The sequence below is a fragment of the Burkholderia sp. AcTa6-5 genome (assembly GCF_017815075.1).
Classification (GTDB): Bacteria; Pseudomonadota; Gammaproteobacteria; order Burkholderiales; family Burkholderiaceae; genus Burkholderia; species Burkholderia sola.
Window position 1 is genome coordinate 79,620 of record NZ_JAGIQE010000017.1, and the last position, 23,818, is coordinate 103,437.

General features: G+C 61.2%; 20 protein-coding genes. 5 read left to right on the forward strand and 15 right to left on the reverse strand.

Features of this window, described 5'->3' with window-relative positions; all coding sequences use genetic code 11:
- Positions 1-17: 17 nt before the first annotated feature.
- The 5 genes from tssE to J8I33_RS22400 all read right to left on the reverse strand — a co-directional run bounded on the left by tssE (position 18) and on the right by J8I33_RS22400 (position 3,849).
- Positions 18-503: a type VI secretion system baseplate subunit TssE gene (gene tssE / locus J8I33_RS22380; RefSeq protein WP_089488119.1), complete on the reverse strand. Its 486-nt coding sequence runs from the start codon at positions 501-503 to the stop codon at positions 18-20.
- Positions 504-565: 62 nt separating this feature from the next.
- On the reverse strand, positions 566-1,069 hold the full coding sequence (locus J8I33_RS22385) for a type VI secretion system tube protein Hcp (protein WP_006477093.1): 504 nt from the start codon (positions 1,067-1,069) through the stop codon (positions 566-568).
- A 70-nt stretch (positions 1,070-1,139) separates the two neighbouring features.
- Positions 1,140-2,630 carry a type VI secretion system contractile sheath large subunit gene (gene tssC / locus J8I33_RS22390; protein ID WP_006477094.1) on the reverse strand — a complete coding sequence of 497 codons (1,491 nt, stop codon included), beginning with the start codon at positions 2,628-2,630 and terminating at the stop codon, positions 1,140-1,142.
- Between the two features lie 15 nt (positions 2,631-2,645).
- Positions 2,646-3,161 carry a type VI secretion system contractile sheath small subunit gene (gene tssB, locus J8I33_RS22395; protein ID WP_006484395.1) on the reverse strand — a complete coding sequence of 172 codons (516 nt, stop codon included), beginning with the start codon at positions 3,159-3,161 and terminating at the stop codon, positions 2,646-2,648.
- Between the two features lie 46 nt (positions 3,162-3,207).
- The gene (locus J8I33_RS22400; RefSeq protein ID WP_050013103.1) at positions 3,208-3,849 is read right to left on the reverse strand and encodes a tetratricopeptide repeat protein; all 642 of its coding nucleotides are present in this window, start codon (positions 3,847-3,849) and stop codon (positions 3,208-3,210) included.
- 373 nt (positions 3,850-4,222) lie between these two features.
- On the opposite strand from J8I33_RS22400, the gene tssJ reads away from it, so the two are divergent.
- From tssJ to icmH, 3 genes are all read left to right on the forward strand, one after another.
- Complete coding sequence (gene tssJ / locus J8I33_RS22405) at positions 4,223-4,834, forward strand: type VI secretion system lipoprotein TssJ (RefSeq protein ID WP_050013104.1); 612 nt, start codon at positions 4,223-4,225, stop codon at positions 4,832-4,834.
- 102 nt (positions 4,835-4,936) lie between these two features.
- On the forward strand, positions 4,937-6,283 hold the full coding sequence (gene tssK, locus J8I33_RS22410) for a type VI secretion system baseplate subunit TssK (protein WP_006477098.1): 1,347 nt from the start codon (positions 4,937-4,939) through the stop codon (positions 6,281-6,283).
- Complete coding sequence (gene icmH, locus J8I33_RS22415; protein ID WP_050013105.1) at positions 6,280-7,062, forward strand: type IVB secretion system protein IcmH/DotU; 783 nt, start codon at positions 6,280-6,282, stop codon at positions 7,060-7,062. The genes tssK and icmH overlap by 4 nt, the downstream gene beginning before the upstream one ends.
- 81 nt (positions 7,063-7,143) lie before the next feature.
- Here icmH and J8I33_RS22420 read toward each other — a convergent pair whose 3' ends face one another.
- The 5 genes from J8I33_RS22420 to J8I33_RS22440 all read right to left on the reverse strand — a co-directional run bounded on the left by J8I33_RS22420 (position 7,144) and on the right by J8I33_RS22440 (position 16,746).
- The gene (locus tag J8I33_RS22420; RefSeq protein WP_124631201.1) at positions 7,144-7,458 is read right to left on the reverse strand and encodes a hypothetical protein; all 315 of its coding nucleotides are present in this window, start codon (positions 7,456-7,458) and stop codon (positions 7,144-7,146) included.
- Positions 7,459-8,180: 722 nt separating this feature from the next.
- Entirely contained in the window at positions 8,181-8,576 is a 396-nt protein-coding gene (locus J8I33_RS22425) for an immunity 50 family protein (RefSeq protein ID WP_124631200.1), read from the reverse strand.
- Positions 8,573-13,180 carry an RHS repeat-associated core domain-containing protein gene (locus tag J8I33_RS22430; protein ID WP_209939086.1) on the reverse strand — a complete coding sequence of 1,536 codons (4,608 nt, stop codon included), beginning with the start codon at positions 13,178-13,180 and terminating at the stop codon, positions 8,573-8,575. Before J8I33_RS22430 ends, J8I33_RS22425 begins: the two co-directional genes overlap by 4 nt.
- Before the next feature lie 52 nt (positions 13,181-13,232).
- A complete protein-coding gene (locus J8I33_RS22435) occupies positions 13,233-16,412 on the reverse strand; it encodes a type VI secretion system Vgr family protein (protein WP_209939087.1) in 3,180 nt (1,059 codons plus the stop codon).
- 67 nt (positions 16,413-16,479) lie between these two features.
- Positions 16,480-16,746 (reverse strand): hypothetical protein, encoded by a 267-nt coding sequence (locus J8I33_RS22440; RefSeq protein ID WP_209939116.1) that lies wholly within the window; start codon positions 16,744-16,746, stop codon positions 16,480-16,482.
- Between the two features lie 32 nt (positions 16,747-16,778).
- Here J8I33_RS22440 and J8I33_RS22445 point away from each other — a divergent pair, with 32 nt between their 5' ends.
- Entirely contained in the window at positions 16,779-17,579 is an 801-nt protein-coding gene (locus J8I33_RS22445) for a cystine ABC transporter substrate-binding protein (RefSeq protein ID WP_050013111.1), read from the forward strand.
- Between the two features lie 99 nt (positions 17,580-17,678).
- Here the strand turns inward: J8I33_RS22445 and J8I33_RS22450 are convergent, their stop codons facing one another.
- Positions 17,679-17,882 carry a hypothetical protein gene (locus J8I33_RS22450; protein WP_050013112.1) on the reverse strand — a complete coding sequence of 68 codons (204 nt, stop codon included), beginning with the start codon at positions 17,880-17,882 and terminating at the stop codon, positions 17,679-17,681.
- Positions 17,883-17,907: 25 nt separating this feature from the next.
- Between J8I33_RS22450 and J8I33_RS22455 the strand changes: the two genes are divergently transcribed.
- On the forward strand, positions 17,908-18,123 hold the full coding sequence (locus tag J8I33_RS22455; protein WP_143328865.1) for a hypothetical protein: 216 nt from the start codon (positions 17,908-17,910) through the stop codon (positions 18,121-18,123).
- Positions 18,124-18,409: 286 nt separating this feature from the next.
- On the opposite strand, the gene J8I33_RS22460 is transcribed toward J8I33_RS22455, so the two are convergent.
- The 4 genes from J8I33_RS22460 to J8I33_RS22475 form a co-directional block, all read right to left on the reverse strand.
- Entirely contained in the window at positions 18,410-19,552 is a 1,143-nt protein-coding gene (locus tag J8I33_RS22460; protein WP_209939088.1) for a DUF3800 domain-containing protein, read from the reverse strand.
- A 245-nt stretch (positions 19,553-19,797) separates the two neighbouring features.
- Positions 19,798-20,613 carry an RES family NAD+ phosphorylase gene (locus J8I33_RS22465; RefSeq protein ID WP_245172314.1) on the reverse strand — a complete coding sequence of 272 codons (816 nt, stop codon included), beginning with the start codon at positions 20,611-20,613 and terminating at the stop codon, positions 19,798-19,800.
- A gap of 217 nt (positions 20,614-20,830) precedes the next feature.
- Positions 20,831-21,766 carry a sce7725 family protein gene (locus tag J8I33_RS22470; protein WP_209939090.1) on the reverse strand — a complete coding sequence of 312 codons (936 nt, stop codon included), beginning with the start codon at positions 21,764-21,766 and terminating at the stop codon, positions 20,831-20,833.
- Between the two features lie 5 nt (positions 21,767-21,771).
- Positions 21,772-22,509 carry a sce7726 family protein gene (locus J8I33_RS22475; RefSeq protein WP_238361277.1) on the reverse strand — a complete coding sequence of 246 codons (738 nt, stop codon included), beginning with the start codon at positions 22,507-22,509 and terminating at the stop codon, positions 21,772-21,774.
- Positions 22,510-23,818 lie beyond the last annotated feature (1,309 nt).

Genomic DNA, 23,818 nt, shown 5'->3' on the forward strand with positions numbered 1-23,818 from the left:
CCGCTCGGCGGCTTGATTTACTGCATTCGCGCCGCGCGTGCGCGCGTGACCGAGTATTGCAGCGTCGACGGTTGCAGCATCGCGTCGAAACTCACCGGCTCCTCGGCCGGGTGTACGACGAGCAGCGCCTGGATCGCGAAGTAGAGCGCGTTGGTGGCCTGCTCGTTCAGCTCGAACGTCACCTGCACCTGCTGCAGGCGCGGCTCATGGCGCGCGATCGCCTGCTGGATCGACTTGCAGATGAATGCGCGATCGTAGTGGCTCGCGAGGCTCAGCCCCGCGAAATCGTTCAGCCCGTAGGTCAGCACCGATTTCTGGCATTCCGGCAGCGTGGCCAGCTCGTTCTCGGTGTGGGCGATACGGGTGTTGAGGATCGCCTCGACGTCGCGGGCGACCGTGTTCTTCAGCTCTTCCAGCGACAATTGCCGCATCGCTGCCGAGGCCGGCAGGTGCGGTTCGTCGTCGAACAGCTTGTCGAGAAAACTGGGTTCGAATCGTTTCATCGGCCGGGGTGGACAGCGAAAACGGCAACGGGACGCGAAGCGCCCCGTTGCCGCAACCGACCTTAGACCGCGTAGGTCTTGTCGTTCTTCGTCAGGCTCCAGGCGCCTTGCGTGTTGCCGCCCTGGTTGCCGCCGATCTTCTGCTGGGTTTGCTTCCACTGCACGGCTGCGTACTTCAGCGAGAACGTCTCGAGGGGCAGACCTTCCTCGCGAACGCTCGGGGCGATGCTCGAGATGATCACGTACTTGAGCTTGACTTCCAGATACTGCACGCGCTTGCCTTCACCGTCCGCGCGCGAGAAATGGACCGTCACTTCGTCGAACGTGGTACCGCCCGAAGCGTGCTGGTACAGCAGCGGGCTCGACGAATCGATTTCCTTCGTGAAGATCATGTCGCCGTGCTCGCAACGCGTCATCGTGTGACCGCCAGCGGTCGATGCGGTTGCCGAACGCGGCTGAACGATCGAGTGATCCCACGATTTCAGTTCGATCCAGCCCTGGTGGTCCTTGTCCGCGGATTCGCCCTTCACCGCGGGACTACCAAACTGCAAGTGCATATGTAACATGGCCCTTCGACTCCCCAAAGAGGTGGTTTTAACGTCCTACCCAGGCGGCCCGCCCGGGCGATCTACTCGCTTATGAATTTGCCGGTTTGGGCAGATCAGCGACAAGTCGCAGAGAAATCGAGAGTTCGTCGAGCTGAAAGTGCGGGCGCAGGAACGCGACCGAACGATACGAGCCCGGCTTGCCCGGAATCTCCGACACTTGTATGGATGCCTCGCGCAGCGGAAATTGCGCTTTCTGTTCCTGCGAGGCGTTGTCGTCGAGCAGGACGTATTGCGAAATCCACCGGTTGAGGAAAGTCTCCACGTTCTGCGCCGATGCGAAGCTGCCGATCTTGTCCCGCATCATCGCCTTCAGGTAGTGCGCGACGCGCGATACCGAGAAGATGTACTGAAGCTGGGCGGACAGGACGGCGTTCGCATTCGCGCTGTCGGTGCTGTATTTCTTCGGCTTCTGCACCGACTGCGCAGCGAAGAACGCGGCGTAATCTGAGTTCTTGCAATGGACGAGCGGGATGAAGCCGAGGTCGCTCAGCTCCTTCTCGCGGCGATCGGTGATCGCGATTTCGGTCGGGCACTTCAGCGCGACTTCGCCGTCGTCGGTCTTGAACGTGTGGGTCGGCAGGTCCTCGACGAGGCCGCCGCCTTCGACGCCGCGGATCGCCGCGCACCAGCCGAAGTCGTCGAACGCGGCCGTCAGGCGGGCCGCGAAGGCCCATGCCGCGTTGCACCACAGGTACTTGTCGTGATCGGTGCCGTCGACGTCCTCGACGAAGTTGAAGTTCTCCGCGGTCTGGCCGTCCTTCGGATTGAACGGCAGGCGGCCGAGGAAGCGCGGCAGCGTCAGGCCGACGTAGCGCGAATCCTCCGCGTCGCGGAACGACTTCCACTTCGCGTATTCGACGGTGTCGAACACCTTGCCGAGGTCGCGCGGCTTGCCGAGGTCGGAGAACGACTCGAGGCCGAGCAGCTCCGGCGACGCCGACGCGATGAACGGCGCATGCGCGGCCGCGGCGACGTGCGACATCTGCTCGATGAAGTACATGTCTTCGGGCTGACGCGAGATCTCGTAATCGCCGATCAGCGCACCGAACGGCGAGCCGCCGAACGTGCCGAATTCCTCTTCGTAGACTTTCTTGAACAGCGCGCTCTGGTCGAACTCGCTCGCGCCCTTGAAGTCGCGCACGAGGTCGCGCTTCGGCGCGTGCAGCGCCTTGATCTTGATCGTCTGGCCCGTGTTGCTTTCCTTGACCAGATAATCCATTCCGCGCCACGTGCTTTCGAGGCGCTGGAATTCCGGCGCGTGCATCACGGCGGAAAGCTGCGTGGAAATCAGGCGGTCGAGTTCCGCGACGCGCGCGTCGATCGTGGCCGACAGGTTGTCCGACACGATCACCGTGCCGTCGAGCACCTGGTGCACGAGTTCGCCGATCAGGTCCTTCGCACGCGCATGCTCGGAATCGGATTTCGCGACCTTGCTCTTCTCGACGATGTCGTCGAGCAGCGAAGTCCCGGCGGCGTATTCCGCGCCGCTCGCTTGGGCCGCAGCCGTTTGCTGGTTCATCTCAACACTCCGTCGTCATTCGCCGTCTTTGTCGCCGCCGGTGCCCTTCGCGAGCTCCTGCAGCTGCTGCGTGTTCTTCAGCACCTCGGACAGCAGATCCTCGAGCTTGTCGTTGCCGGCGAGCTTGTTGCGCAGGTCGGCGAGCTTCGAACGCGCCTCGAGCAGGCGGCGCAACGGCTCGACCTGTTCGACGACTTCGTCCGGGCTGAAATCCGACAGCGAGCGGAACTTCAGGTCGACCGCGAACTTGCCGCCTTCCGGGCTCAGGCGGTTTTCCACCTGGAACGCGGCACGCGGCTCGATCGCCTTCATCACGTCGTCGAAATTGTCGCGGTCGATGTTGACGAACTTGCGGTCGCGCAGCTTCGGCTGCTCGATTTCGGACTGGCCCGCCAGATCGCCGACGACCCCGACGACGAACGGCAGTTCCTTCACCTCGATCGCATCGCCCTTCTCGACCTCGTAGGTCAGCTGGACGCGCGGCGGCCGTATTTTCTGCAAGCTTTTCTGAATGCTTTCTTTCTTGGCCATCTCGACGGCTCCCAGGTTAGTTGTGGTTATCGCGTCAGTTGCGGTTTCAGTTGCGCAGTGCGCCGAACGGATCCGCGCTGCCCTTTTGCGCGGCGGGCGGCGTCGGGGTCGGCGTCGGGGCGGCGCTCGCGGCCGTGTCCGTGGCCGGTGCGGCCCCCGCCTTCGCACGATGAACCGCACGGCGGCCGCCGTACTTCTTCGACTGCGCCCGCTGCTCCGGCGGGAACAGCGCCGACTCGCCGAGCGTGTCGCGCAGCTGCTTCGCGAGCGCCTGCGCGTCGGACTTCGCGTCGCCCGCGAGCGACGCATCCTGGCGCAGCTCGCCGAGCGACTGCGTCGCGATCCGCAGGCCGGCGACGGCCAGCACGCTCTTCGCCTGACGATCGGTCGCGTCGCGCTGCAGCGCTTCCTGGGCGGCGACGATCGCCTGCCCGTAATGGTTTTGTGCGAACTGGATTTGCGCGATGCGCGACCACGGCTCCTCGCGCGTCGGATCCGACTTCGCGAGCTGCTGGTACAGGCCCAGCGCCTTGTCCTGATCCCCCGCCTTCGCGACGGCGTCTGCATCGGCCAGCGACTTGTTGAACACTTCCGCAGTCGGCGGCGCGGACGGCTGGCTCGCACAGCCGGCGATCACGCCGCAAGCCACCACCACCCCAGACAGTTTTGCGAACAGACGGTCTTTCATCGTTATATCCACCGGCGCGTGAGTTTTAAATCGTTGAGAATCTGGTTCTTTTGCTTTGCAAGAAGCGCGCGGGTATAGTACCGATCAATTTTTCATAATTCAATCGTCGTGTGAAGAGTAATTCCTTTTAAAACCGGGCGCTACCCCCTCGAATGGCCTCTCGCTGCGGGCTCGCAGCGATTTTTCCTCGGGCTGGAGCGCGCAAGTTTTACTGATCGCACGACGCGCCGCCGGGGCGGCGGAAAAAATTTCCGGGCGCTTGCCACGACGCGGGCGTGCTTAATAGTTGAACGATGCAACGTCGGGGATACGCAGCGCACGCGGCAATGCCCGGCAGTTTTGACAGGGATAAAGGCGGCACGCCGGAAAAACGATGAGATCGTCCATGATTCGCTACGCGCTGCCGCTGCTTGCGTGCGCCCTCCTGGCCGGATGCGCGGCCGCCCCGCTGCTCGGCTCGGCCGCGAGCGCCGTGATGTCCGCGGCCGGCATCGGCAAGCCCGAGGTGCCCGACGCGCAGAAGCCGCCGCGCAACATCGGGCTCACGCTGGCCGCCGCGCCGAACCTGAATGCCGCGACCGACCGCAAGCCGCTCGCGCTCGTCGTCCGGCTCTATGCGCTGAAGGACCCGACCTCGTTCCAGCAGGCGCCGTTCGACGCCTTTACCGATCCGACCAAGGAAAAAGCCGCACTCGGCGCCGATCTGCTGAACGTGCGCGAAATCACGCTGATTCCGGGCCAGCGCTATACGGCGACCGAGAAGGTATCGCGCGAGGCGCAGGCATTCGGTATCGTCGCGCTGTTCCGCGATCCCGCACTGCAACGATGGAAACTGACGTTCGATCCGGCGAAGTCGGAGAAATCCGGCATAATCATCGGCCTGCATAATTGCGCGATGACGGTCACCGACGGCACGGTCATCGCACCGCAACAGGGTGCGCCTTCGCAACCGCTGAATATGCTGTCTTCGGTGTCCTGCGGTTAAACATGACGCACGAATGTCAATTAACAAGAGTTAACAATTGGCGATTTAATTCGGGCACGAACAAATCGATTACGTCGCAACGCCACATTAACCGGATTTGACATGAGTTATTCGGCCAAGGTGCTGTGGGGGGAAGGACTGTTCCTCCGGCCTCAACACTTTCAACGGCAGGACGCGTACCACGAGGCGCGCCTGTTCGAGTCCATCCAGGCGATCCAGCCGTACAACTGGGGCGTGCGCTCGGTGCGCATCGATCGCGACGCGCTCGGCAGCAACGTGCTGCGGGTAGCCGAACTCGCGCTCGTGTTCCCGGACGGCGCGCTGTATGCCGCGCCGCAGGCCGACGACCTGCCGCCGCCGATCGCGCTGGACACGTTGCCCGACGGCATCAACGAATTCGTGTTCTATCTCGCGTTGCATCCGCTGCGCGAGAACGGCACCAACTACAGCGACGATCCGGCCGCCGGCTTCATGACGCGGTTCGTCAGCGAACAGACGAGCGTCGCCGACAACTTCACCGACGCCGCGGAAGCCGACATCACGTTCCTGAAGACGCAGGTCAAGCTGATCGCGCACAGCGAGCCGCGCGACCAGTTGCTGTCGGTGCCGCTCGTGCGCGTGCGTCGCACCGCGACGTCCGGCTTCGAGATCGACGACAGCTTCGTGCCGCCGTGCCTCGCGATCGAAGCGTCGCCGATCCTGCATCAGCGGCTGCGCCAGCTGGTCGACGCGCTGCAGGCGAAGGTGAACGCGCTGTACGGCTTCCACCGCGAGCCGTCGAAGAACATCATCGAATTCCGCTCGGGCGACATCGCGTCGTTCTGGCTGCTGCACACGGCGAACGCCGCATTCGCGACGCTCGCGCACCTGCACCAGCACGCGGCGCTGCATCCGGAACGGCTGTTCCAGGAACTGCTGCGCCTCGCGGGCCAGCTGATGACGTTCTCGAAGGGCTATACGCTCGCCGACCTGCCCGTGTATCGTCATGACGATCCGGGCCCGAGCTTCGCGCGTCTCGACCTGATGCTGCGCGAACTGCTCGACACCGTGATCTCGACGCGCTATTTCGCGATCACGCTCGACGAGGTGCGCCCGTCGTTCCACCTCGGCCGCCTCGATTCCGGCAAGATCGACGACAAGACAGAGTTCTACCTCGCGGTGTCCGCGGACATGCCGAGCGTCGAGCTCGTCGACGCGGTGCCCGCCCGCTTCAAGGTCGGCGCGCCCGACGACGTCGACAAGCTCGTGCTGTCGGCGATGCCGGGCGTGCGGCTGTCGTACACGCCGCAGGTGCCGCCCGCGATTCCGGTGCGCCCCGGCGCGTGCTACTTCGCGCTCGATTCGCGCAGCCCGCTGTACGAGCGCATGCTGCAGGCCCAGTCCGCGATGATCTATGCGCCGACTGGCATCAATGACCTGAAATTCGAACTGATCGCGGTCACATCATGAGCTACGCGCCCTCCCTGTTCGGCGACAACGTGCCGCCGCCCCTGCATAGCCCGGCGTCGACGGACTCCGCGTTCCAGGCCCGTTCGCTGCTCGATTTGCTGTACGACGGGTTCTTCATGCTGTTCCTGCTCAAGAACAAGCGGGAGCCGGACAGCGCCAGCGAGTTCAGCACGCGAATCCAGGAATTCCTGTCGGATTTCGAGCGCGGCGCGAAGAAGCTGAATATCGCCGCCGAGGACGTGTACGGCGCGAAGTTCGCGTTCTGTGCGGCGATCGACGAGATGGTGCTGTCGTCGCAGTTCAAGATCCGCGCGGATTGGGAACGCCGGCCGCTGCAGCTCGTGCTGTTCGGCGAGCAGCTCGCGGGGGAAAAGTTCTTCCAGTATCTCGAGGAATGTCGTGCGCAGGGCGCGGCGCGGTTGCAGTCGCTCGAGGTGTTTCACATGTGCCTGCTGCTCGGGTTCCAAGGCAAGTATCTGCTCGAGGGGCCGGAAAAGCTCGCTTATCTCACCGCACGGCTAGGCGACGAGATCGCGCATATGAAGGGCAAGCGCGCTGCGTTTGCTCCGCATTGGCCGCTGCCGGATCAGATCGCGCATCGGTTGAAGCGGGAGGTGCCGGTTTGGGCGATTGGGGCGGTGTTCGCGCTTGTGGCGCTGCTTGGGTATCTCGGGCTCAATACTTATCTCAAGGACAAGACGCTGCAGGCGTTGGCGCCTTATTCGCAAGTCATCAAGGTGGGGCCGGAGTCGGCTAATTTGACGATTTCGTTGCCTTGAGGGGCTTCGTACGAACGTGTCGATTCATGAAAGAAGGACCGCCCGGCGGTCCTTCGTTGCTGTGGCGCGTGGCGTGCATCGTCAGAGCAGGATGAAATCGTCGTTGTCGACGTAGAACACGAATGCATCGAACAATTGCGCGACGCTCGGTTCGTCGACCTGGTCATGCGCATTGATCACGATGTCCTCGATCGTCGCGCTGGTCAGTGTCACGCGCCAGCCGGGGTGCGGGGCGGTGGCGGGCGGCATGTCGGCTTCAGTGTGGTCGGCGTCTTTGAATGCGCCTTCTGTATCGAGCGTCCATGGCGTCGGCGGCAGACATAGCCATCCGGAGAAGTCGCCGGGGTGTTCGAGAATGTGCTTCAGCGACGCGGTGGTCGCGGTGATGGTCGACATGGGCAGTGCGTTGTAACGAGGATGAGTTTTGCTGGGCGCCGCAGTGTCACGTTGGCAGGCCGTCATTATGCCGATTCCACGACGGGGAAATTGGTCGGCTTGATCATCCTGCGTCGTGCGAGTGTCGAGGGGACCGGCTCGACGACAACACCCCGGGAGGAGGTATCCGGAATTTCGGGTGTGAGGCGGGTTGAGATTCAGACTTGAATCGTTCCGGATAACGCGCTGTTTAACCGCACTGAACTACCTGTCGCCAGCAGAGTTTGCTGCGAAACACCGGGCAATAGTGGATGCTCCTGCCGCTTTCCAGGAGCTGGTTTAAAGGGACTTTGCTAGAAGCCCATTGGCCCTATTGAAGGGGGCAGGTCAATCGGATTCTGGTAAGCGTGATCCGGTAGGGCGACAGACTGCCCCAGGTCACAATTTGGGGTGCTCGCAGGGCTGCGGGTCCAACTCTCAAACGGGCTCAGTGCACCAGACAATGGGCCGACCTCGGCCACCGCTACCTCGAAATACTAGATCGATGCGGTGGCGCTTCATACTTCGGGGTCGGACAGGTCCGATGAATCACTCTCAAGAGTTGGAGCCTCCACAAAATCCGGGGCGGTTCACTTGAGCTCGTCGCACTGACCAACGTCCCATTTTGAGCAGGGCTCGCAAGAACAACGAGCGAGCCCAAGTGGGTCGATTCAGCGCACCGGGTTACGCGCTGACTGGAAAAATTAGGCGCTACCTAGGTAGCCGTATGTGATTCCCTCTACGCGAACCCAGTCGTACTTCAACGCAATCGACGCGCCTTCCTTACAATTGATCGTTATCGCAGCAACATTATCGGCGACGGTCGATACAAACGCCGCAACAATATTATCGTACCCCCACCCTCCGATGGAGAGGCCGGAAACACCGATAAATGACAAGCTTAGATAGACGACGTCATAGTCTTTCGGCCATCGGTTCGGCTGCGAAACAGGCTTCTGAGTGGTCATGATTCTCACCGACAGTCGAGGTTCGTCCCGCTTGAGTTGAACCTCAAGGATCTCGGCGCCATCAAGTGGTGCTTCGCTCCCATAAAGCACCGTAAGGGCTTGTGGATTCATGATCCGCTGTATCAGGTTCATTTCTTGTTCCGGCAGTCAAAATAATAGTGATCATCCATTCCCTGAATCTTTCCTGTGCGGGTGTTTTCTTCGGGGCGTACGTTGTGGTGTGATGGTTGATCGCCGATCCCCCCTTCTCCAAATACGTGACCTGCAGAATGGTCTTGGATGACCACGTTTTTACCACCGACCTGATAGGTCAATTCCCGCGTCATGATGGGCTTGTTGTTGTCGCCAAGAAGCCAATTTCCGCTGGAATCCGTCAACGGGACCATTTTCTGGTTGATGGGCTGCTGAGACAAGGGGATGCCGAGCTGCCGACGAATATCCCTCAGACTTGAACGACGAGACTTACCACACGGATCGCAAGGGCAGCGAGCAAGGCCAAGCGGGTCGATCCACCCTGTTGGGTTGTCAGCATATTGATACGCGTTGATCCCGCCAGCCAGCCCAATTGGGTCTTTGCTGATGAAACGGCCGCTGCTCGGATCATAGTATCGATATCGGTTGTAAGCGAGTCCACTCTCCTCATCAAGCTGCTGCCCTTGGAATCGCAACGAATTCTTAGGCACGATTCCCGCCGCCTTCGACGCCCGCTCAATCACCTCCCGCGCTTCGCCCCAAGCCTTGTACGATGCTTCCCACACAACGTCGCCGTCGTCGTCCGTCAGCAACTGCGGCGTACCGATCTGATCGCAGTGGTAATAGAACACCGCCGCATCGCCCCGCCGCTCCGGCACCTTCTGCAGCGGATCCTCCTCCGGCACATAGCGGTCGGTACTCTTCCACTCCGGCGTCACGATCCCTTCGACCGGCTCCGCCACATACTGCGCCAGCGGCACGAACGTCCCCGGCTCGTAGAGATAGTGCGTGCCGCGCTCACCGTCACTCTCGTACGCCAGCGTGTCACCATCCCACCCGAACACCGTCCGATCGCCGTTCACTTCCTTCGCAATACGCCGACCGAACGCGTCATAGAAATACCGTGCCTGACTCTGCCGCGACGTCTCGGCAACGCGCGCAGACAGCATGCGATTGAACTCATCCCACTCGTATTCCTGCTCACCCGCCGGCGTACGCTTGCGCACCAGATTCCCACGTGCGTCGTACTCGAAGTGCATCCCTGCATACGCCTTCAGCAGGTTACCGAGCACCTTCGGCACCTCGACCGGCAACGTACTTTCCGGCCGCACCGGGCTCGGACGCGATGCCGGCGTCTCCGCGGTCCGCACCGGATCGATGATGTTGCTCGCCGGATCGAACGCAAACCGTTCCTTCGCGATGGGGCTGATCGCTTCGATCAACCGTCCGACCGGATCGTATCGATAGTCGGTCCCGCCCTTGCGGCTGTCCTCGATCCGCGACAACTGCCCCGCTGCGTCATAGCGATAGCGCCGCTCGGCAAGCGGCGCAGGTGACGTCGACCGTTGGATCGTCTGCTGCAGCACGCGTCCGGCCGGATCGTAGTGCGTGCGCTGCCCGACCTTGCTCGACAGCACGCGCACCGTCTCGCGATGAAGATCGTCACGCTCGAACTGCACGCGCTCCTCGCCATCGAGCAACATTCCGTGCACATGTCCCGAGCCATACATCAACCAGTCGACCGTATGCCCGTCCGGCCGAACGGTCCGCCGACGATTGCCGAGTTCGTCGTATTCGTGATGCCACACGTAGCTGCGCCGGTCGCCGAACAGATCGTAGGCGTGATGTTCACGCACAAGATTACCAACTGGATCGAAGAAGAACTGCACGCGGCTGTACCGATTCACCGCGTCGATCAACCTGCCGCTCGGATCGTAGGCAAACCGTTCCTCGCTTTCCCCCGCGACGCGCTTCAGCAGTCGGCCGCTTACATCGATGTCGACCGACGTCACGCAACCCGCTTCATCGATCGAAATAAGACTGCCGCTGTCCGGATCGTACTGATAGCGCGTCGACTTGCCGTCAAAGCCGATTTCCTCGATCAACCGGCCTGCAGGATCGTAGTGAAACTGGTACGTCGCAAAGTTCGCATCGGTTAACGCGGACAAACGGCCGAGACGGTCATAGCGATACGCGACCGTCTGCCCGAGCGCATCGGCGCGACTCGCAATGCGACCGACCGCATCATAGCCATATCGCGTCGAACGATTGAGCTGGTCCGTGTGCCGGAGCAAGCGGCCTTCAGCATCGTATTGGAGCTGCTCGACGCCGGCAGGCGAGCGAACTTCAGTCGGCTGCCCGTTCGGTCCGTACCGATAGGCAACCACACCGCCGGCCGCGTCCTTTGTCTCGATCACACGCCCGATGTCGTCGTAGCGCCACTCCGTCTTCTTTCCGGAGCAGTCCGTATAGCTCGTCATCTGCCCGGTATTGTTGTACTCGATCGTCTTCGAGCCGCCCTTCGCATCGATGATCTGCGTCGGCAAACCCTTGTCGTTGTATTCGTACTTCGTCGAATGCTCGAGCGGATCGATTTCCTCGACGAGGTTTCCGGCATCGTCATATTTGCGCTGCCACACATGCCCGTTCGGATCGACGAGCCGGATCATCTGATCCTTGTCGTCATACGCCATCTCGACAACGCTGCCGTCCGCCCGTTCGTGCTGAACCAGATTGCCGCGCGCGTCGTATTCGCGCCGCTCGATGCTGCCATCCTGCCGGATATGCAATACCAGATTGTGGTGGGCATCGCGCCGGAACCACTCCTGGTTACCGTCCGGATACACGATCCGGTACACGTAGCCGTGGATGTTGAAGTAGTACCGCGTCATCTGACCGAGGGCATCGGTCACGTAGGTCAGGCGGATGTTCGGATTCCATGCGAGCCGAAGATCGAGACTCCCGTCGTCGGCGTATTCGCGAATACATTTCGCGTCTGCGTTGTCTTCAGCATCCGCGCCATCCCATTCGAGCGTCATCCCGCGGCCCGTGCGATCGGTATAGCGCGTCACCAGGTGGCGGTGATATTGATACGTCCGCGCGTTGCCATGACGATCGACCGCGCGCACGAGATCGCCGTTCGCATCGTATTCGTAGCTAGCCAGCGTGCGACGCGCACCGTCCTTGAGCACATGCTCGATCTGTACGATCCGGCCATGCCGGTCGTGCTCGAACGCGAGCACATTGCCGCTCGCATCGATCACGCGTGCAACGCGATCAAGCGCATCGTAGTCGAGCGTGATCGTGTTGCCGGCACGGTCCTTCTGCATCGCGAGCCGGAACGCGTCGCCACGGCGCTCGTATACATGCAGCGTGTCATGGCCGTATGCGATCGTCACCCACGTATCGTCGAGCCGCGACAGCGTCAGATTCTCGGACAGATCATCGTGCGTCGCGCCGGCCGCCAGTGCCGGATACTCGATGCTGCGCCCTTCCACATCGCGATAGATCCACTGACCGTTCTTGAGGTCGATTCGCGTCGTGTACGGCGTAATCCACCGCGCGCCCAGCTCTCCGTTGTCATAGGCCGACAGCCGGGAGCGATACGTACGCTCCCAAACGAGCGGCATGGCGCCCGGCAGGTCGAAATCCACGTGGGAGAACGTTTCGTCACCGAAAGCGAAGTCGATCGATGCCGGCGATGCCCCGACCCCACACGCCTTGCACGTGCTCTTCCCCGGCCCTTCGGCCGGCGCTTGCCCCTCCGTTTTCTCGAGCCCCTCCTGCCCGCGCGTCTTCTTCGCCTGGCTTTTCCCGCTCGCCTTGACGTCCGCAGTCTGCTCATGAAGCTTCGCACGTGCCTTCACCCGCCCGACCGCCTCGATCAGCTGCACGACCAGCCACATCATCTTGCCTTCTTCGCTGCCGGCGAGCGAACGGATCGACTTCGCGATCTTCGGCGCCTCGGTCCGAAGGAAGGTCACCGTGCTGCGAAACGGCTCGAGCCACGCATCCGGCGCAAGTTTCGCCGCCGTGCCCGCCGCCTTGTTGACAACCTTCTTCCCCAGCGCCTTGGTCCCCTCGTACGCGAACTGGATGCCGTCACCGACCCGGCTCGGGCTGTACCACGGCCGGTTGTCCGCCATCTTCTGCGCAAGCTGTTGCTGGCGTTTCAAATTGGCGTTGGCATCGAAGAGCTGTCCGTGCAGCGCTTTGTCCATGCCGGTCGCCAGCGCGATCATGAGCTCCTCGGCTTTCGACGCGCATCCGTCGAGCAGTTCGACGAGGCCAGCCTTCAGCTTGTTCAGAAAATCCTCGATCTCGGTCGCGCAGGTCGCATTGATATGCGTGACCAGCACGGAGATGATCGCCGCGCCGAGATTGTTGCGGGTCGCCAGCAATTCGTGACGGACGAGCGCGAGCAGCGGGCGCGCGGACATCCGGAACGGCGCGAGTGTCGGCGGAATCGGAATGATGCCGAGCAGGTTGATCGCAAGGCTCATGTAGTCGAGCACCTGGCCACCGCGCTTCTCGACGATTTCGGCAATATCGCCCAGCGCGTCGACCATCGCCATGATGTTGCCGACGATCGGTACGGCGCCGGCAAACGTCTTCACGTCCTCAAACGTGATGTGATTGCCGCTGATACGGCGCAACCATGCGTCGAAGCGGTTGCCGACCGCCGCGACGTCCTTGGCGGAAACATCGCTGAGCCACGTAACAGCCTGTTCCTTCTCCGCGCCCGGTGGAAGTTGTTGTGCCATGTCGTTCTTCGTTCAATTCGTATTTTTTAAAGACGGCCGACAAGCCGCCCTCTCAGGATTTCAGCGGTCCGCCAAACCCGCTCGTCGGCAGCTTCATACCTGTCGCGCCCGCGGCCGACGCCACGGTCGTGGCGCCCTTGCCCGCGATGCCGGCGACGCCCGGCAATGCGCTCTGCAACGCGCCCGACGCGGCATTCGCAGCCGGCGCGGCAAGCGCGGCAAGCCCGCCCTGACGGGCGGCCTGAACCATCCCGGCCACCTGCTTCGCCGCACCGCTCAGGGTCGAGGCCGTCTGCAACGCCGACGCAACGCCGGCTCCGCCCAACGCCGTCGCCGCAGCCGGCAATGCCGAGCTCGCGAGCCCGCCGAGGGCCGCGCCCGCGCTGCCGCCGCTCACCAGCCCCATCGCCGCCGCCGTCGCGGCCGGCGCCATCCCCTGCAACTGGCTCGCGAGCTGTCCGCTCGCCGCGGCCTGCGCGGCTTCCGCCGACGGTTGCACGGGCTCCGCCGGCCACTTCGCCTGCTTGAAATAGTTCGCCGGCTGATCCGACTCGCGTGGGTCCTTCCCGAATTCCACGCGCACCGCGCCGGGCGGCAACCCGCTCACGACCGTATGACCGCTGTTGTCGAGTGCGCCTTTCTTCAGCACGGCGCCGTTCACGTCCTTCACCGTGAACAGTCCGCCTTTCACCGCCTCGCCGTTCACGTACTTGTGAAACAGTTCGAGCTGCCCCGGCTGATCCGGCCGCGGGCTCGGCAACGGATACCCCATGCTCGCCGGACCCGCGAACGTATGCGACGCCCCCTTCACATCGATGGCGCCCGGCGCATGAATCTCGATGTTGCCGTCCTTGATGCGGATATACCCGCCGCCGCTCGTCAGCAAAATGCCCTGATCGGCCGCGATCTCGATCCGGTCGGTTGCGGACACAACCTTTACCGCCTTCTGCGCGGTCACCTCGACGTTGTCCGACTGCGCCTGGATCTCGACCTTGCCCTTGCCCGCGAACAGCTTCATCCCCGCGTTCTGCACGAACAGGCTCAGCTTCTGCCCGATGCTGCCGATCAGCGACTTGCCCGCCGCGACATGCACGCTTTGCCCGCTCGCGACGTTCACGTGATCGTTCGCGACCACGTGCATCGACTGCTGCGTCGACATCCCGATCCCCGACGGGCTGCCGAACAGCATCACCGGTTCCTTGAATGCGTTCGCGCTGCCGGTGCCGCCGCCCGCCGTACGTCCGCCGGACGCGTTGCCCGACGCACTGTCCTGCGTCGCGTCGGTGAACGCACGCATCGTGTCGTGCGCTTCCTTCAGGCTTTCCGCCTGATGCTGCTCGCTCACGCCCGACATCGCTTCGATCAGGCTCTCGCCCGTCACGAGCTGCTGCTGCGCTTCCTTCACGTCGAGCGGCTGGCTGTTCGCCGCCTTCGGATGGGTCGTGACGTACAGGCCCTGGCTCGCCCGCACCGCGCCATACGCATCCGAGCGCAAGTCGAACCCGCTGCCGAGATACGACCCGCGCGAATTGCCGCTCTGGTCGATGATGTAGCCGAGATGCAGCAGGCTGTTCGCGCTGCTGCTCATCAGCTGCACGCGGTTCTGCCCCGTCGCGTCGTCCATCACGAGCTGGTTGTAGCCGCCGCCCGAATACTCCTTCGACCGATACCCTGACAGAATCCCGTCGCTATGCCACTGCGGCTGGTTCGCGCCGTTGTACACGCGCCCGACGGCCAGCGGTCGGTCGCAATCGCCGCCGACATAGTCGATCAGCACTTCCTCGCCGATGCGCGGCACGTGCACGCCGCCGTAGCCGCCACCCGTGTCCGACTGCACGACGCGCACCCAGCACGACGCGTTTTCGTTACCCGGGTTCAGGCGATCCCACACGAACTGCACGCGGATCCGGTTCAACTCGTCGGTATAGACTTCCTCGCCCTGCGGCCCGACGACGATCGCCGTCTCGAGATGCATCTTCGGCTTCTCGTGTTCGAACGGGCTGCGATACGGCACGCTGACGCGCTGCGCTTCGACCTCGACGAGATAGAAGCCGACCGAGCCGTCGTCGTGCGGCACGCGAAACGTGGGGTCGGCGCCATAGCCGTCCTGCGCCTGCGTCAGCGCATCGCGCAGGCTGTAAGGGAAGTCCGCACTGCTGTTGGCAACGGGCAGGTTGTTCTCGATCCACCATTCGACGCCGATCGTCGCGAATTCGCGCTGATCGGCCGGATCGCGATCGTGTTCGGGATGGTCCGCCAGCGTGAAGCGCCGGCCGGCATCGATCGCACGCACGCCGCCCGCGCCGTGGAAGCGCTTCGCCTCCGACTCCCACTGCTCCATCCGGATCTTCGTCAGATGGTCGCCGCGCGTCTGGTCCAGATACGTGTACGCACCGGTGTATTCGTAGACTTCGAGCTGGTCGGGCAATTCGCCCTGACCGGCCATCGTCGGCAGCGTCGTGCCCTTCGGGTTCGACGGTTGCGACGGATTCTTGTAGTCGAACGTGCGTGTCGATCGCGTGACGCTCTGCAGCGTGCGCGTGCCCGACCATTGCGTGAGCGCGTCGGCTTCGCTCGCCGCGCCGCCGTGATAGAAGCGCACGGCCTGCGGCGACAGCGGCTCAAACGCCTGCAGGTTGTCGGTGATCACGAGCGTATGCGACTTGCCGTCGTCGGCCTGCTGCCAGATGGTGTAAAGGCCTTCGCTCTCCATCAGCCGATGTACGAAATGCCAGTCGGTGTCGTGCTGGCGCGTGTACGAACGGTTCGGCAACGGCTTCGACAGCGCAAAGCGGAAATGGCCCTTCGCCTGCGGATGCTGGTCCAGCACGTCGCTGATGATCTGGTCGACGGTCGTATCGTTCCAGATCCGCTGGTCGCGACGGAACTTCAGGAAATGGGTGAAATCGGCGAACGTGAGCTGATAGGTCGTGAGCCCGCCGTCGGCGCCCAGACGACGCGCGGTGTGCACATAGCCATTCACCGGCCGGTAGCTGCGATCGCCCTGCTGGATCCACAACGTGACCGGCTGCGCGATCAGCTTTTTAAGCTCCACATCGCTGTCGGTCGACAGCACGTCCAGCGTGAATTCGTACGCGCGCCCGATGCGTGAGCGGCCGACCGCCCGCTGCACGGTCAGCACGTTCGCCCCCAACGGGGTGTCGAGCTTCAGCAGCCGGTCCTGCTGAAGCAACCCGCCGCGCAATGCGGCGACAGTGTTCTGCATGTTCATGGCAACGGCCTTTTCTTCTTTTGACGCGCCCTCGGATGGCGCGCTGAGCGATTTCGCTCGCGCGATTTTACAGACAAATTACGGCCTGAATCGGAAAAATGACCTGATTTAAAAGACTATTTTTAAGCGGATTCCGAATGCCCGCGGCGAACGCTCGAACAGGCAGGCGCCGTGCACAGCGGTTGCCGTCACACTGCATTGCCGCCTTCAATCCGCTGAAATCGAGTGCAATCAGGGCCAATTCGACTTCCGGTGCGGCGCGGTTGCGAGTAGTGTCTACGTGCCCGTATTGCGGCCCACCGAGGCCGGTCAGCGCCCGGTGCCCGGCGCTCACCACAACATCCTGCTGACCACTGGAGATCTGCGATGAAACGTTCGAAGTTCCTGCTGTCGGGCCTGCTGCTCGCGTCGGCCCTCGGCTTCACGGCCGTCGCCGCGCACGCGGACGACCTGCTCGATTCCGTGAAGAAAGCCGGCGTGCTGCGGGTCGGCCTCGAAGGCACGTATCCGCCGTTCAACTCGCGCGGCACGTCCGGCCAGCTCGAGGGCTTCGACGTCGACGTCGCGAACGCGGTCGCCGGCAAGCTCGGCGTGAAGACGCAGTTCGTCCCGACGGAATGGAGCGGCATCATCGCGGGGCTGCAGGCCGGCAAGTTCGACGTGATCGTCAACCAGGTCACGATCACGCCGCAGCGCAAGGAAGCGCTCGACTTCAGCGAGCCGTACACGTACTCGGCCGCGCAACTGATCCAGCGCAAGGACGACACGCGCAACTTCAAGTCGCTCGAGGACTTCAAGGGCAAGAAGCTCGGCGTGACGCTCGGCACCAACTACGACCAGATGGCGCGCAGCGTGCCGGGCATCGAGGTGCAGACGTATCCGGGCGCGCCGGAGAAGCTGCGCGACCTCGCCGCAGGTCGGATCGAAGCGACGCTCGACGATCGGCTGATGCTGCCGTACATGATCAAGACGTCGAACCTGCCGCTGCGCTCGGGGGCGGTGCTGAACGGCGGCAAGCAGGAGATGGCGATCCCGTTCCGCAAGGGCAACCCGAAGTTCGAGAAGGCGATCAACGATGCGCTCGAGTCGCTGCGCAAGGACGGCACGCTGAAGAAGATCTCGACGCACTGGTTCGGCAGCGACGTGACGGTGCCGGTCGCGCAGTAAGCGGTTCGGCGCGCGCTCAATGCGTCACGCTTTTCGCTGCGGCGAAGGCGTGACGCGCAGATGCAAGCGTCTTGCCTCCTTCCTCTTTTCCGTTTTCCGTCAGGCCGCCTCGTCGAAGCGGGCAAGCAGCATCTGGCCAATCGGCGTCAGCGCCGGGCGCGCCGCTATCTCGTCTACGCGTACCTGCGTGTCGTCGACCAGCTGCTTTTCGACGAGCACGGCGAACGCCGGGTTCGCGAGGTCGACACTGTCGGGCGCGCGCGCAATGCGCAGCAGCATAGAGAATTCATGCGGACTCAACATGGTCCATGTCTCCTGATCGTCCGCGATGCATTCGATCGGCGTCGATCACGTTTTCGAATGGAATGGATGGGAGGCCGAAGCCGATGCGCTGCCGGGAGCGAGATCCCGGGTGATCCTGCGCGACGCGGGCACGGCGTCGGATGCGATCACGCACACCCCGATCGCGACAATGCTGCCGCGGCGGGAACGTGCAACATTAGAGATGCGGCGTGACGCGGGCGTGACAAGAAAAAGGGGATAACGACGGCGCTCGCGACATCACGGCGCGCAGCCCCATGAACGAAAAAGGGGTTACGGAAACTCCGTAACCCCTTTTCGGATTTGGTGCCGGCTGCAGGACTCGAACCCGCCACCTGATGATTACAAATTTTCAATTAAATCAATAAGTTACTGATATTTAAGGAAAAGTATCCGTAACACAGCACATCACAAAGTACTTTATATTCAGTAGCTTAGCGTAACGGTGCGAAACGCAAAAAAGCTTAGCCGCGTACCGCCAATGTACCTCATCTGTCTCGGTTAGACCGCTAAACCCGGAAGAGCACTGCCGCGTCTACCTCCGGCGCCTCTCCCTCCTCCAACGTCAGTCCCAAGGTGTCCATTACTCTGTCGGCAATGTCGTCCTTATGGTTGCGCTCACCCTTGAAATTGAGCCGACGATTCGCGGCGCCGGCGATAACATCGGCAAGTTGTACCAGTGCGCTGTCCTTCGAAGACACGGTGTTAAATCGTTCGTCGAACGTCACACCGTCAAGATGTTCTCGCTCCAAGCCTTCGACAACCCTATTCCGGATCTCCGCAAGCGCAATTCGGTCAATCGACTGCTCTTCGTCCATGGTCACCGCGACATGCCGCGGCACACCAACGCGACCGCTTTCGATTTCATGACATAGTCCACGGACCAGCACGAACTCGTGCAGCCGCTGCACTACGTCTTCGATCGCTCGTCGTGAATTGCGCCTGTTCATGGCGATCAGCTTGAAGCTGAGAAATTCCCGATTCGCCGCCACGACGTTGAGATAGTCGACCACGGCGTCCAAATCCCCCTTACCAAACGCCGAAAAGTGGACCTCACGCTTGGCGAACTTTGAATCAGACTGCCAGTCCTTGATGGCCTTCGTCACGTCGTATACCGCGCGACCATTCAACACCCAGACCGATCCGATAATGACGTGATCCTCGCCCTTTCCCGTCTCATCCGAGAACACTTGCAGCGTTTGCCGCGGCGCTTCGTCTGCCAGAACCGCGTCGCGCATCTCATCCTCGCGCCCCTTCCGCCGACGTCTGACCTTCTCCTCCGCTTGAAACAGCTCATATTCGTTTTGGATCTTAGCCCGAGCCCGCACCAGAAACGGCACACGGTCCAGCTTGAAGAAATCAGCCGGCTTGATGCCATCCGGGTTATAAAGGTCCGGATGGAACGTCTCCCAGTACTTCAACGCGAGAGCCACGTCGCTGTTCCGCGCAGCCGGATGCAAGTTAAGAATATGAGCGACGCGCGTTTGCTGGTTCGAAAAGTCCCCACCTGCAAGCGATGCGATCAAGCTCTCCTTTGCCTTCCGGCGGGCTTCCGCCCGCTTTGCATCCTGTTCTGCGACCGCTGGGGGGGCAGCCCCTTCGATGGCATCGTCAGCCGCGTCGAGCGCGGCCTTGGCATTATCTTGTTCCATTGTTGGTCCCTCGCCTTTCTCTACGACGCTAACCCCCGTCAGCGCGGTTTCGACATCCGCCCCACCCGTCAGCGCAGCGCACAACACATCGAGAGCTGGAGGCGGCCGAGCACAACGACTTCAACCCGAATGCACTTTCGAGAAGAATAATAAGGAGTTTGCCGAAAAATCGCGTAAGTGGCCGAACGAAAAATTACACCGTCTGTTCTAGCCAAAGCGACGAATCGCTTCAAACGGTTGGTGTATCAAAGAGGGACGACTTCAACCGAAACTCGGCTAATGCTGTAACGCGTGACAGAACCACCGGCCGCGATCGCTGGATCGAACAACGCCAGATTCATGCCGTCACTGACTGAGCTACGATAGACAACACCGTCGTACCCGCTTTTCTTGATGAATTCACACAGGTACTGGCTTGGGATGTAGTCAATAGCAGCACTCCTCGGAAGGACCGGGCGCGTGAGCTCGTCCCCGAGCCTCTCGAGGAACGGAATGTCTGCGCGCAGTTGCCCGATCGCACCGGCATCGGCGAGAACAAACGGGGAAACAGATTCACGCGGATTGCGCAAATCCACTGCCACGAGCGGACGCTGCACCGTGAATTCAGCCACACACGCCACTTCACCGGTATGCGGCCGTATTTCGGCCGCAGCAGTGTTCGGAAGTGAACCTAGGTAAAGATATGGGATACCGACTGGATTCGCCCGGCCATGGCTCGTCAGTCGCGTAGGTGGCGCTCCCATTTCTGCAATCGGATATGGCAAGTCACTCGTCATGATGCGAGCTCGGTACCATATCTCCGGCATGCCATCCGCTAGAAGGTGAGCAAGAAGCTCTTTCAAGCGATCAGTGTCCAGAGCCTCATCAAGAAAATAACGATTCTTGAATAGCAACTCGTCCCTTAGCGTTTCCCAACGCGCAAGCCCTTCGCTCTTGTAACTCGCCGATGGCGCAAAGGTCTTTCCGGTGATCGCATCGTCGTCAAAAATACAGTTGAGCAGTTCGTTTGCCCTAGCGTCATCGAGACGGGGATGAGAAAAGAGATGCCAGTCCGACTTCATCCACTCAACTAGCGGCTTCCCGTCGGAATCCGACTCATAGACGCTAGCGAGCATCTCAAAGACGTTCGCGAGTTGCCCCGGTTCTATCAAGTCGACGTCGATCGACCCGCAAAAGTCACACTGCCCACGGGTCGGACTTAATGACGGAATAATGTTCTTACGAAGACCTCGATCACCAAAGCACTCAGGGCAACACCGCATGGGCATAGATTCTTGCTTAGGAAAAGAAGCTGGCTAGCGTTTCAATGTGATGTTTCATCGAAAGCTTTTTCACGTATCCGAGCCCCGGGAAGTGCCCCTTGGCGTGAAGCTCCCGAAACTCGGCAATCGCCTCTCCCTCGAACAGCTTTGACTTCCCTGAGTCGAGTTTCGCGATCAGCTTCTCAAGCGCTTGCGCAAACTTGCCAGCCGGGTCGGTCGGTGTATTGTTTGTCGTAGAAAGGAAGTGGTAGATATACATAACATCGTCCTTATCCGGATCGATGTAGGTTAAATGGATTGCCACTGCGTATGCAGGGCCGCCCCCCTCGCTATAATCGTCACCCACCATAAGAAAGTCACCGAAGCCATCCATGCCTTCATCCTCGTAAGTGACATGGAGATCAGAGAACGGCTCAACTTCGGGGTGATCCGCATTTCGCCGTCGCTCAAAACCATCACGCAAAAGAACGCGACGACAATCCTTAAAATGCCTCCAATACAGCTTTCCGCAGTATTTCTCAAAAAATACGTGCTGCGTATCAGCAAGATTTTGCCCCAACTTCGCCGCGAGCGCCTTTGACTCAGTAAAACCCGCATGCACAAAGACCGGGTTATGGGCATTGTGTTGCTCGTAATATTCGAGCGCCGCCTCGACAGTCATAGTATCTTTAAGCAAGATACCTGCGGCAATTCCCTCTTCCTCAAGAAAACCTCCCCTGAGCAATTCCGAGATGTTAGCCCCATCATCGGCATGATCGCCATAATCAGGGTTGACAATAATAATGGCCCTACCACCCTCATCACAGACCGTTTTCAGCGTCCGCTCCAGTCCGCTCAACGCCTCTCTCACAGGTTCGACAATCGGCACGAATCCCGATTCGGCAAGCAACTTCGCCATCTCGCGAATTGTTATCAACTCGAACTGCTTTCCTCGGAAATATGGGTGGTACATTCTTATTATGCCCAGGTTAATGCTTCGTCGAGAGGGGTCCGTACCGCCTCGAGCAAGCGTTCATGATCAGCGCGACGCACCTGAATTGAAAGAGCTGCTGGTTGCAACGACGCGGGTAATTGGTCAACCAGCTCACTCAGCGACGCCAGATTGCGCGTTCTCTTCAGCGTGCGTACCATTTCTCGATGCACGTCGGTTGGCGCCAGTTTCGCAAATTCCTGACGCATTGCCGCCCAGAGCATTGTATTAGGAACATCAGGAACAGGAACTTGCAGGTGTCGCAAAATTGCACGCGCTTCAGCTACGCGTAACGATTCGAAAATCGTAACGGGGCAGACTAGATCAGGTCGTTCAACAGCTTCGCGAACGGTCTGAATCCTGTCCCATCGGACTAGACTCAACACGCCTACGTCCACGGGCGTAATGTCCATAACGTCTTGAACGTGCGCTTCCCCGGCGATTACATATACTTTTGCAAACACTTTCCGGTAGTTTGCGACTTGGTTCACCAACCGGGCTAGGGAGTCTCGCTCAGATTTGATCTCGTAAACGGTACCTGTACCATTCAGGATCGCCAGATCTGCTTTACATTCACCAGCCCGAAATTCAGTCAGCATGCTGGCCGTATTCAGTGAGTGACGCCCCAACAAGATATTGTGGGTTAACGCTGCCCGGTAAACATACTCGTCTCGTGCGCCAGCTTTTCGCAGCTCAGCAAACGCAGCGTCAAACGCGGAACTCACGGTACTCCGTGCCGCGACTTCCTGACCTAAGAGGCCAGTTTCAGCGAACAGTCGCACAAATAGGGGAGAACGCCCCTTCCTAGCCATTTCACGGAACACGCCCGACGAAAAGAGACGAGAGAGAGCCGATAGCTGTTTGGCGTTTAATAGCATGTTTCTCCGGAACCCCGTGCCGCAACGTCCCTCGGCCCCGTCAGAGGAGGCACACCTCGGTGCGAAAATTATTGGGAATGCAGCTTCTTCGACCAATTCTATACCAATCACCCTGGTGCTCGAGCGGGTTTCCGCTAACCAGACGCATCACACCGCCGACGCTGCTCCGGCGTCCCGACGGACGCCAGATGCACGTCGTTCGCCTCCCTGCGCGGTCAAAGCGCATCCGCCTACGTTCAGCCCGCCTCTGGGCCGTTACAACTTGCCACAGCCGCTAGCGGCCTCCTCGAAGCTGCTTAAAAAACGAGCAGCGTATCAGGCGGCGATACGCTCTCGTTCTGTATCAGCACGTGATACATGCTAGTTCTGTATCGCCGGCTGACACGGAACGATGTTAACGAATGTGAACAATACTACCGGGACCGTTGATACCTCTGCGAACAAGCCCGCCGCCCGCAATGTGCCGAAACCGGCGGGCAATCGTGCGAGCTAAGAGGGATCATCGATGAACTCGCTGGGTACTGCGTGCGATCCCAATAGGGCTCACAGGCGGTCAGCGCAAAGACAAAAATCGAGCCTTTTCTGTCTCTGGATCGACAGCGGTTGTCTCTCGAGGTCCATTTTTTGCCCCACAAGAGCTCCGAAACCGGAAGATTCACGGCACTCCGTGCTTCGGCGCCCCGGACCCACCCGTTCACCCAAGCCCGTGGAGCCTTGGTCTAAGCCGCTGACGGGGCAAGCCCCGCCACCGGCTAAGACCGGGATAAATCGCGATCGGGCCGTCCTACGGCCGTCCCGATCGCTCAACCCGGCCCCCGTGAGGGCCACCGGCTAACCAGTTCGGGGACCGCCAGCGCCGGAAATGGCTACAAAAAGGGGGCGGGCCTGTGGGAGCGGATGCCCTTGCGACACGAGATCCGGCCCATGGTGCCGATTTCGGCGACGCGGCAAAGGGGGTAGCGTACTTTCGCACAATCAGCGGTTCAGAGCGTCTGATTTTCGCGAAAATTGACGGCAGCGCTCGATTGAGAGTCTTTTATCTTATCGAGGCAAGCCGCGCAGCGGCGCGTCAGGCCCGAAGGGCTCCATCGCGGGGAGCCGGTGGGCGGGTGCGGTATCCCGGCCGCGAAGGCCGGGACTGTCCACACCCTCGCGG

Bases quoted from the DNA above. Each gene is read 5' to 3' on its own strand.
- J8I33_RS22465 (WP_245172314.1), bottom strand. From the start codon at position 20,613: ATGAAGTCGGACTGGCATCTCTTTTCTCATCCCCGTCTCGATGACGCT.
- J8I33_RS22470 (WP_209939090.1), bottom strand. From the start codon at position 21,766: ATGTACCACCCATATTTCCGAGGAAAGCAGTTCGAGTTGATAACAATT.
- tssB (WP_006484395.1), bottom strand. From the start codon at position 3,161: ATGGCCAAGAAAGAAAGCATTCAGAAAAGCTTGCAGAAAATACGGCCG.
- tssC (WP_006477094.1), bottom strand. From the start codon at position 2,630: ATGAACCAGCAAACGGCTGCGGCCCAAGCGAGCGGCGCGGAATACGCC.
- J8I33_RS22430 (WP_209939086.1), bottom strand. From the start codon at position 13,180: ATGGCACAACAACTTCCACCGGGCGCGGAGAAGGAACAGGCTGTTACG.
- tssK (WP_006477098.1), top strand. From the start codon at position 4,937: ATGAGTTATTCGGCCAAGGTGCTGTGGGGGGAAGGACTGTTCCTCCGG.
- J8I33_RS22385 (WP_006477093.1), bottom strand. From the start codon at position 1,069: ATGTTACATATGCACTTGCAGTTTGGTAGTCCCGCGGTGAAGGGCGAA.
- tssE (WP_089488119.1), bottom strand. From the start codon at position 503: ATGAAACGATTCGAACCCAGTTTTCTCGACAAGCTGTTCGACGACGAA.
- icmH (WP_050013105.1), top strand. From the start codon at position 6,280: ATGAGCTACGCGCCCTCCCTGTTCGGCGACAACGTGCCGCCGCCCCTG.
- J8I33_RS22435 (WP_209939087.1), bottom strand. From the start codon at position 16,412: ATGAACATGCAGAACACTGTCGCCGCATTGCGCGGCGGGTTGCTTCAG.
- J8I33_RS22445 (WP_050013111.1), top strand. From the start codon at position 16,779: ATGAAACGTTCGAAGTTCCTGCTGTCGGGCCTGCTGCTCGCGTCGGCC.
- J8I33_RS22460 (WP_209939088.1), bottom strand. From the start codon at position 19,552: ATGGAACAAGATAATGCCAAGGCCGCGCTCGACGCGGCTGACGATGCC.
- J8I33_RS22420 (WP_124631201.1), bottom strand. From the start codon at position 7,458: ATGTCGACCATCACCGCGACCACCGCGTCGCTGAAGCACATTCTCGAA.
- tssJ (WP_050013104.1), top strand. From the start codon at position 4,223: ATGAGATCGTCCATGATTCGCTACGCGCTGCCGCTGCTTGCGTGCGCC.
- J8I33_RS22450 (WP_050013112.1), bottom strand. From the start codon at position 17,882: ATGTTGAGTCCGCATGAATTCTCTATGCTGCTGCGCATTGCGCGCGCG.
- J8I33_RS22400 (WP_050013103.1), bottom strand. From the start codon at position 3,849: ATGAAAGACCGTCTGTTCGCAAAACTGTCTGGGGTGGTGGTGGCTTGC.
- J8I33_RS22425 (WP_124631200.1), bottom strand. From the start codon at position 8,576: ATGAACCTGATACAGCGGATCATGAATCCACAAGCCCTTACGGTGCTT.
- J8I33_RS22455 (WP_143328865.1), top strand. From the start codon at position 17,908: ATGCATTCGATCGGCGTCGATCACGTTTTCGAATGGAATGGATGGGAG.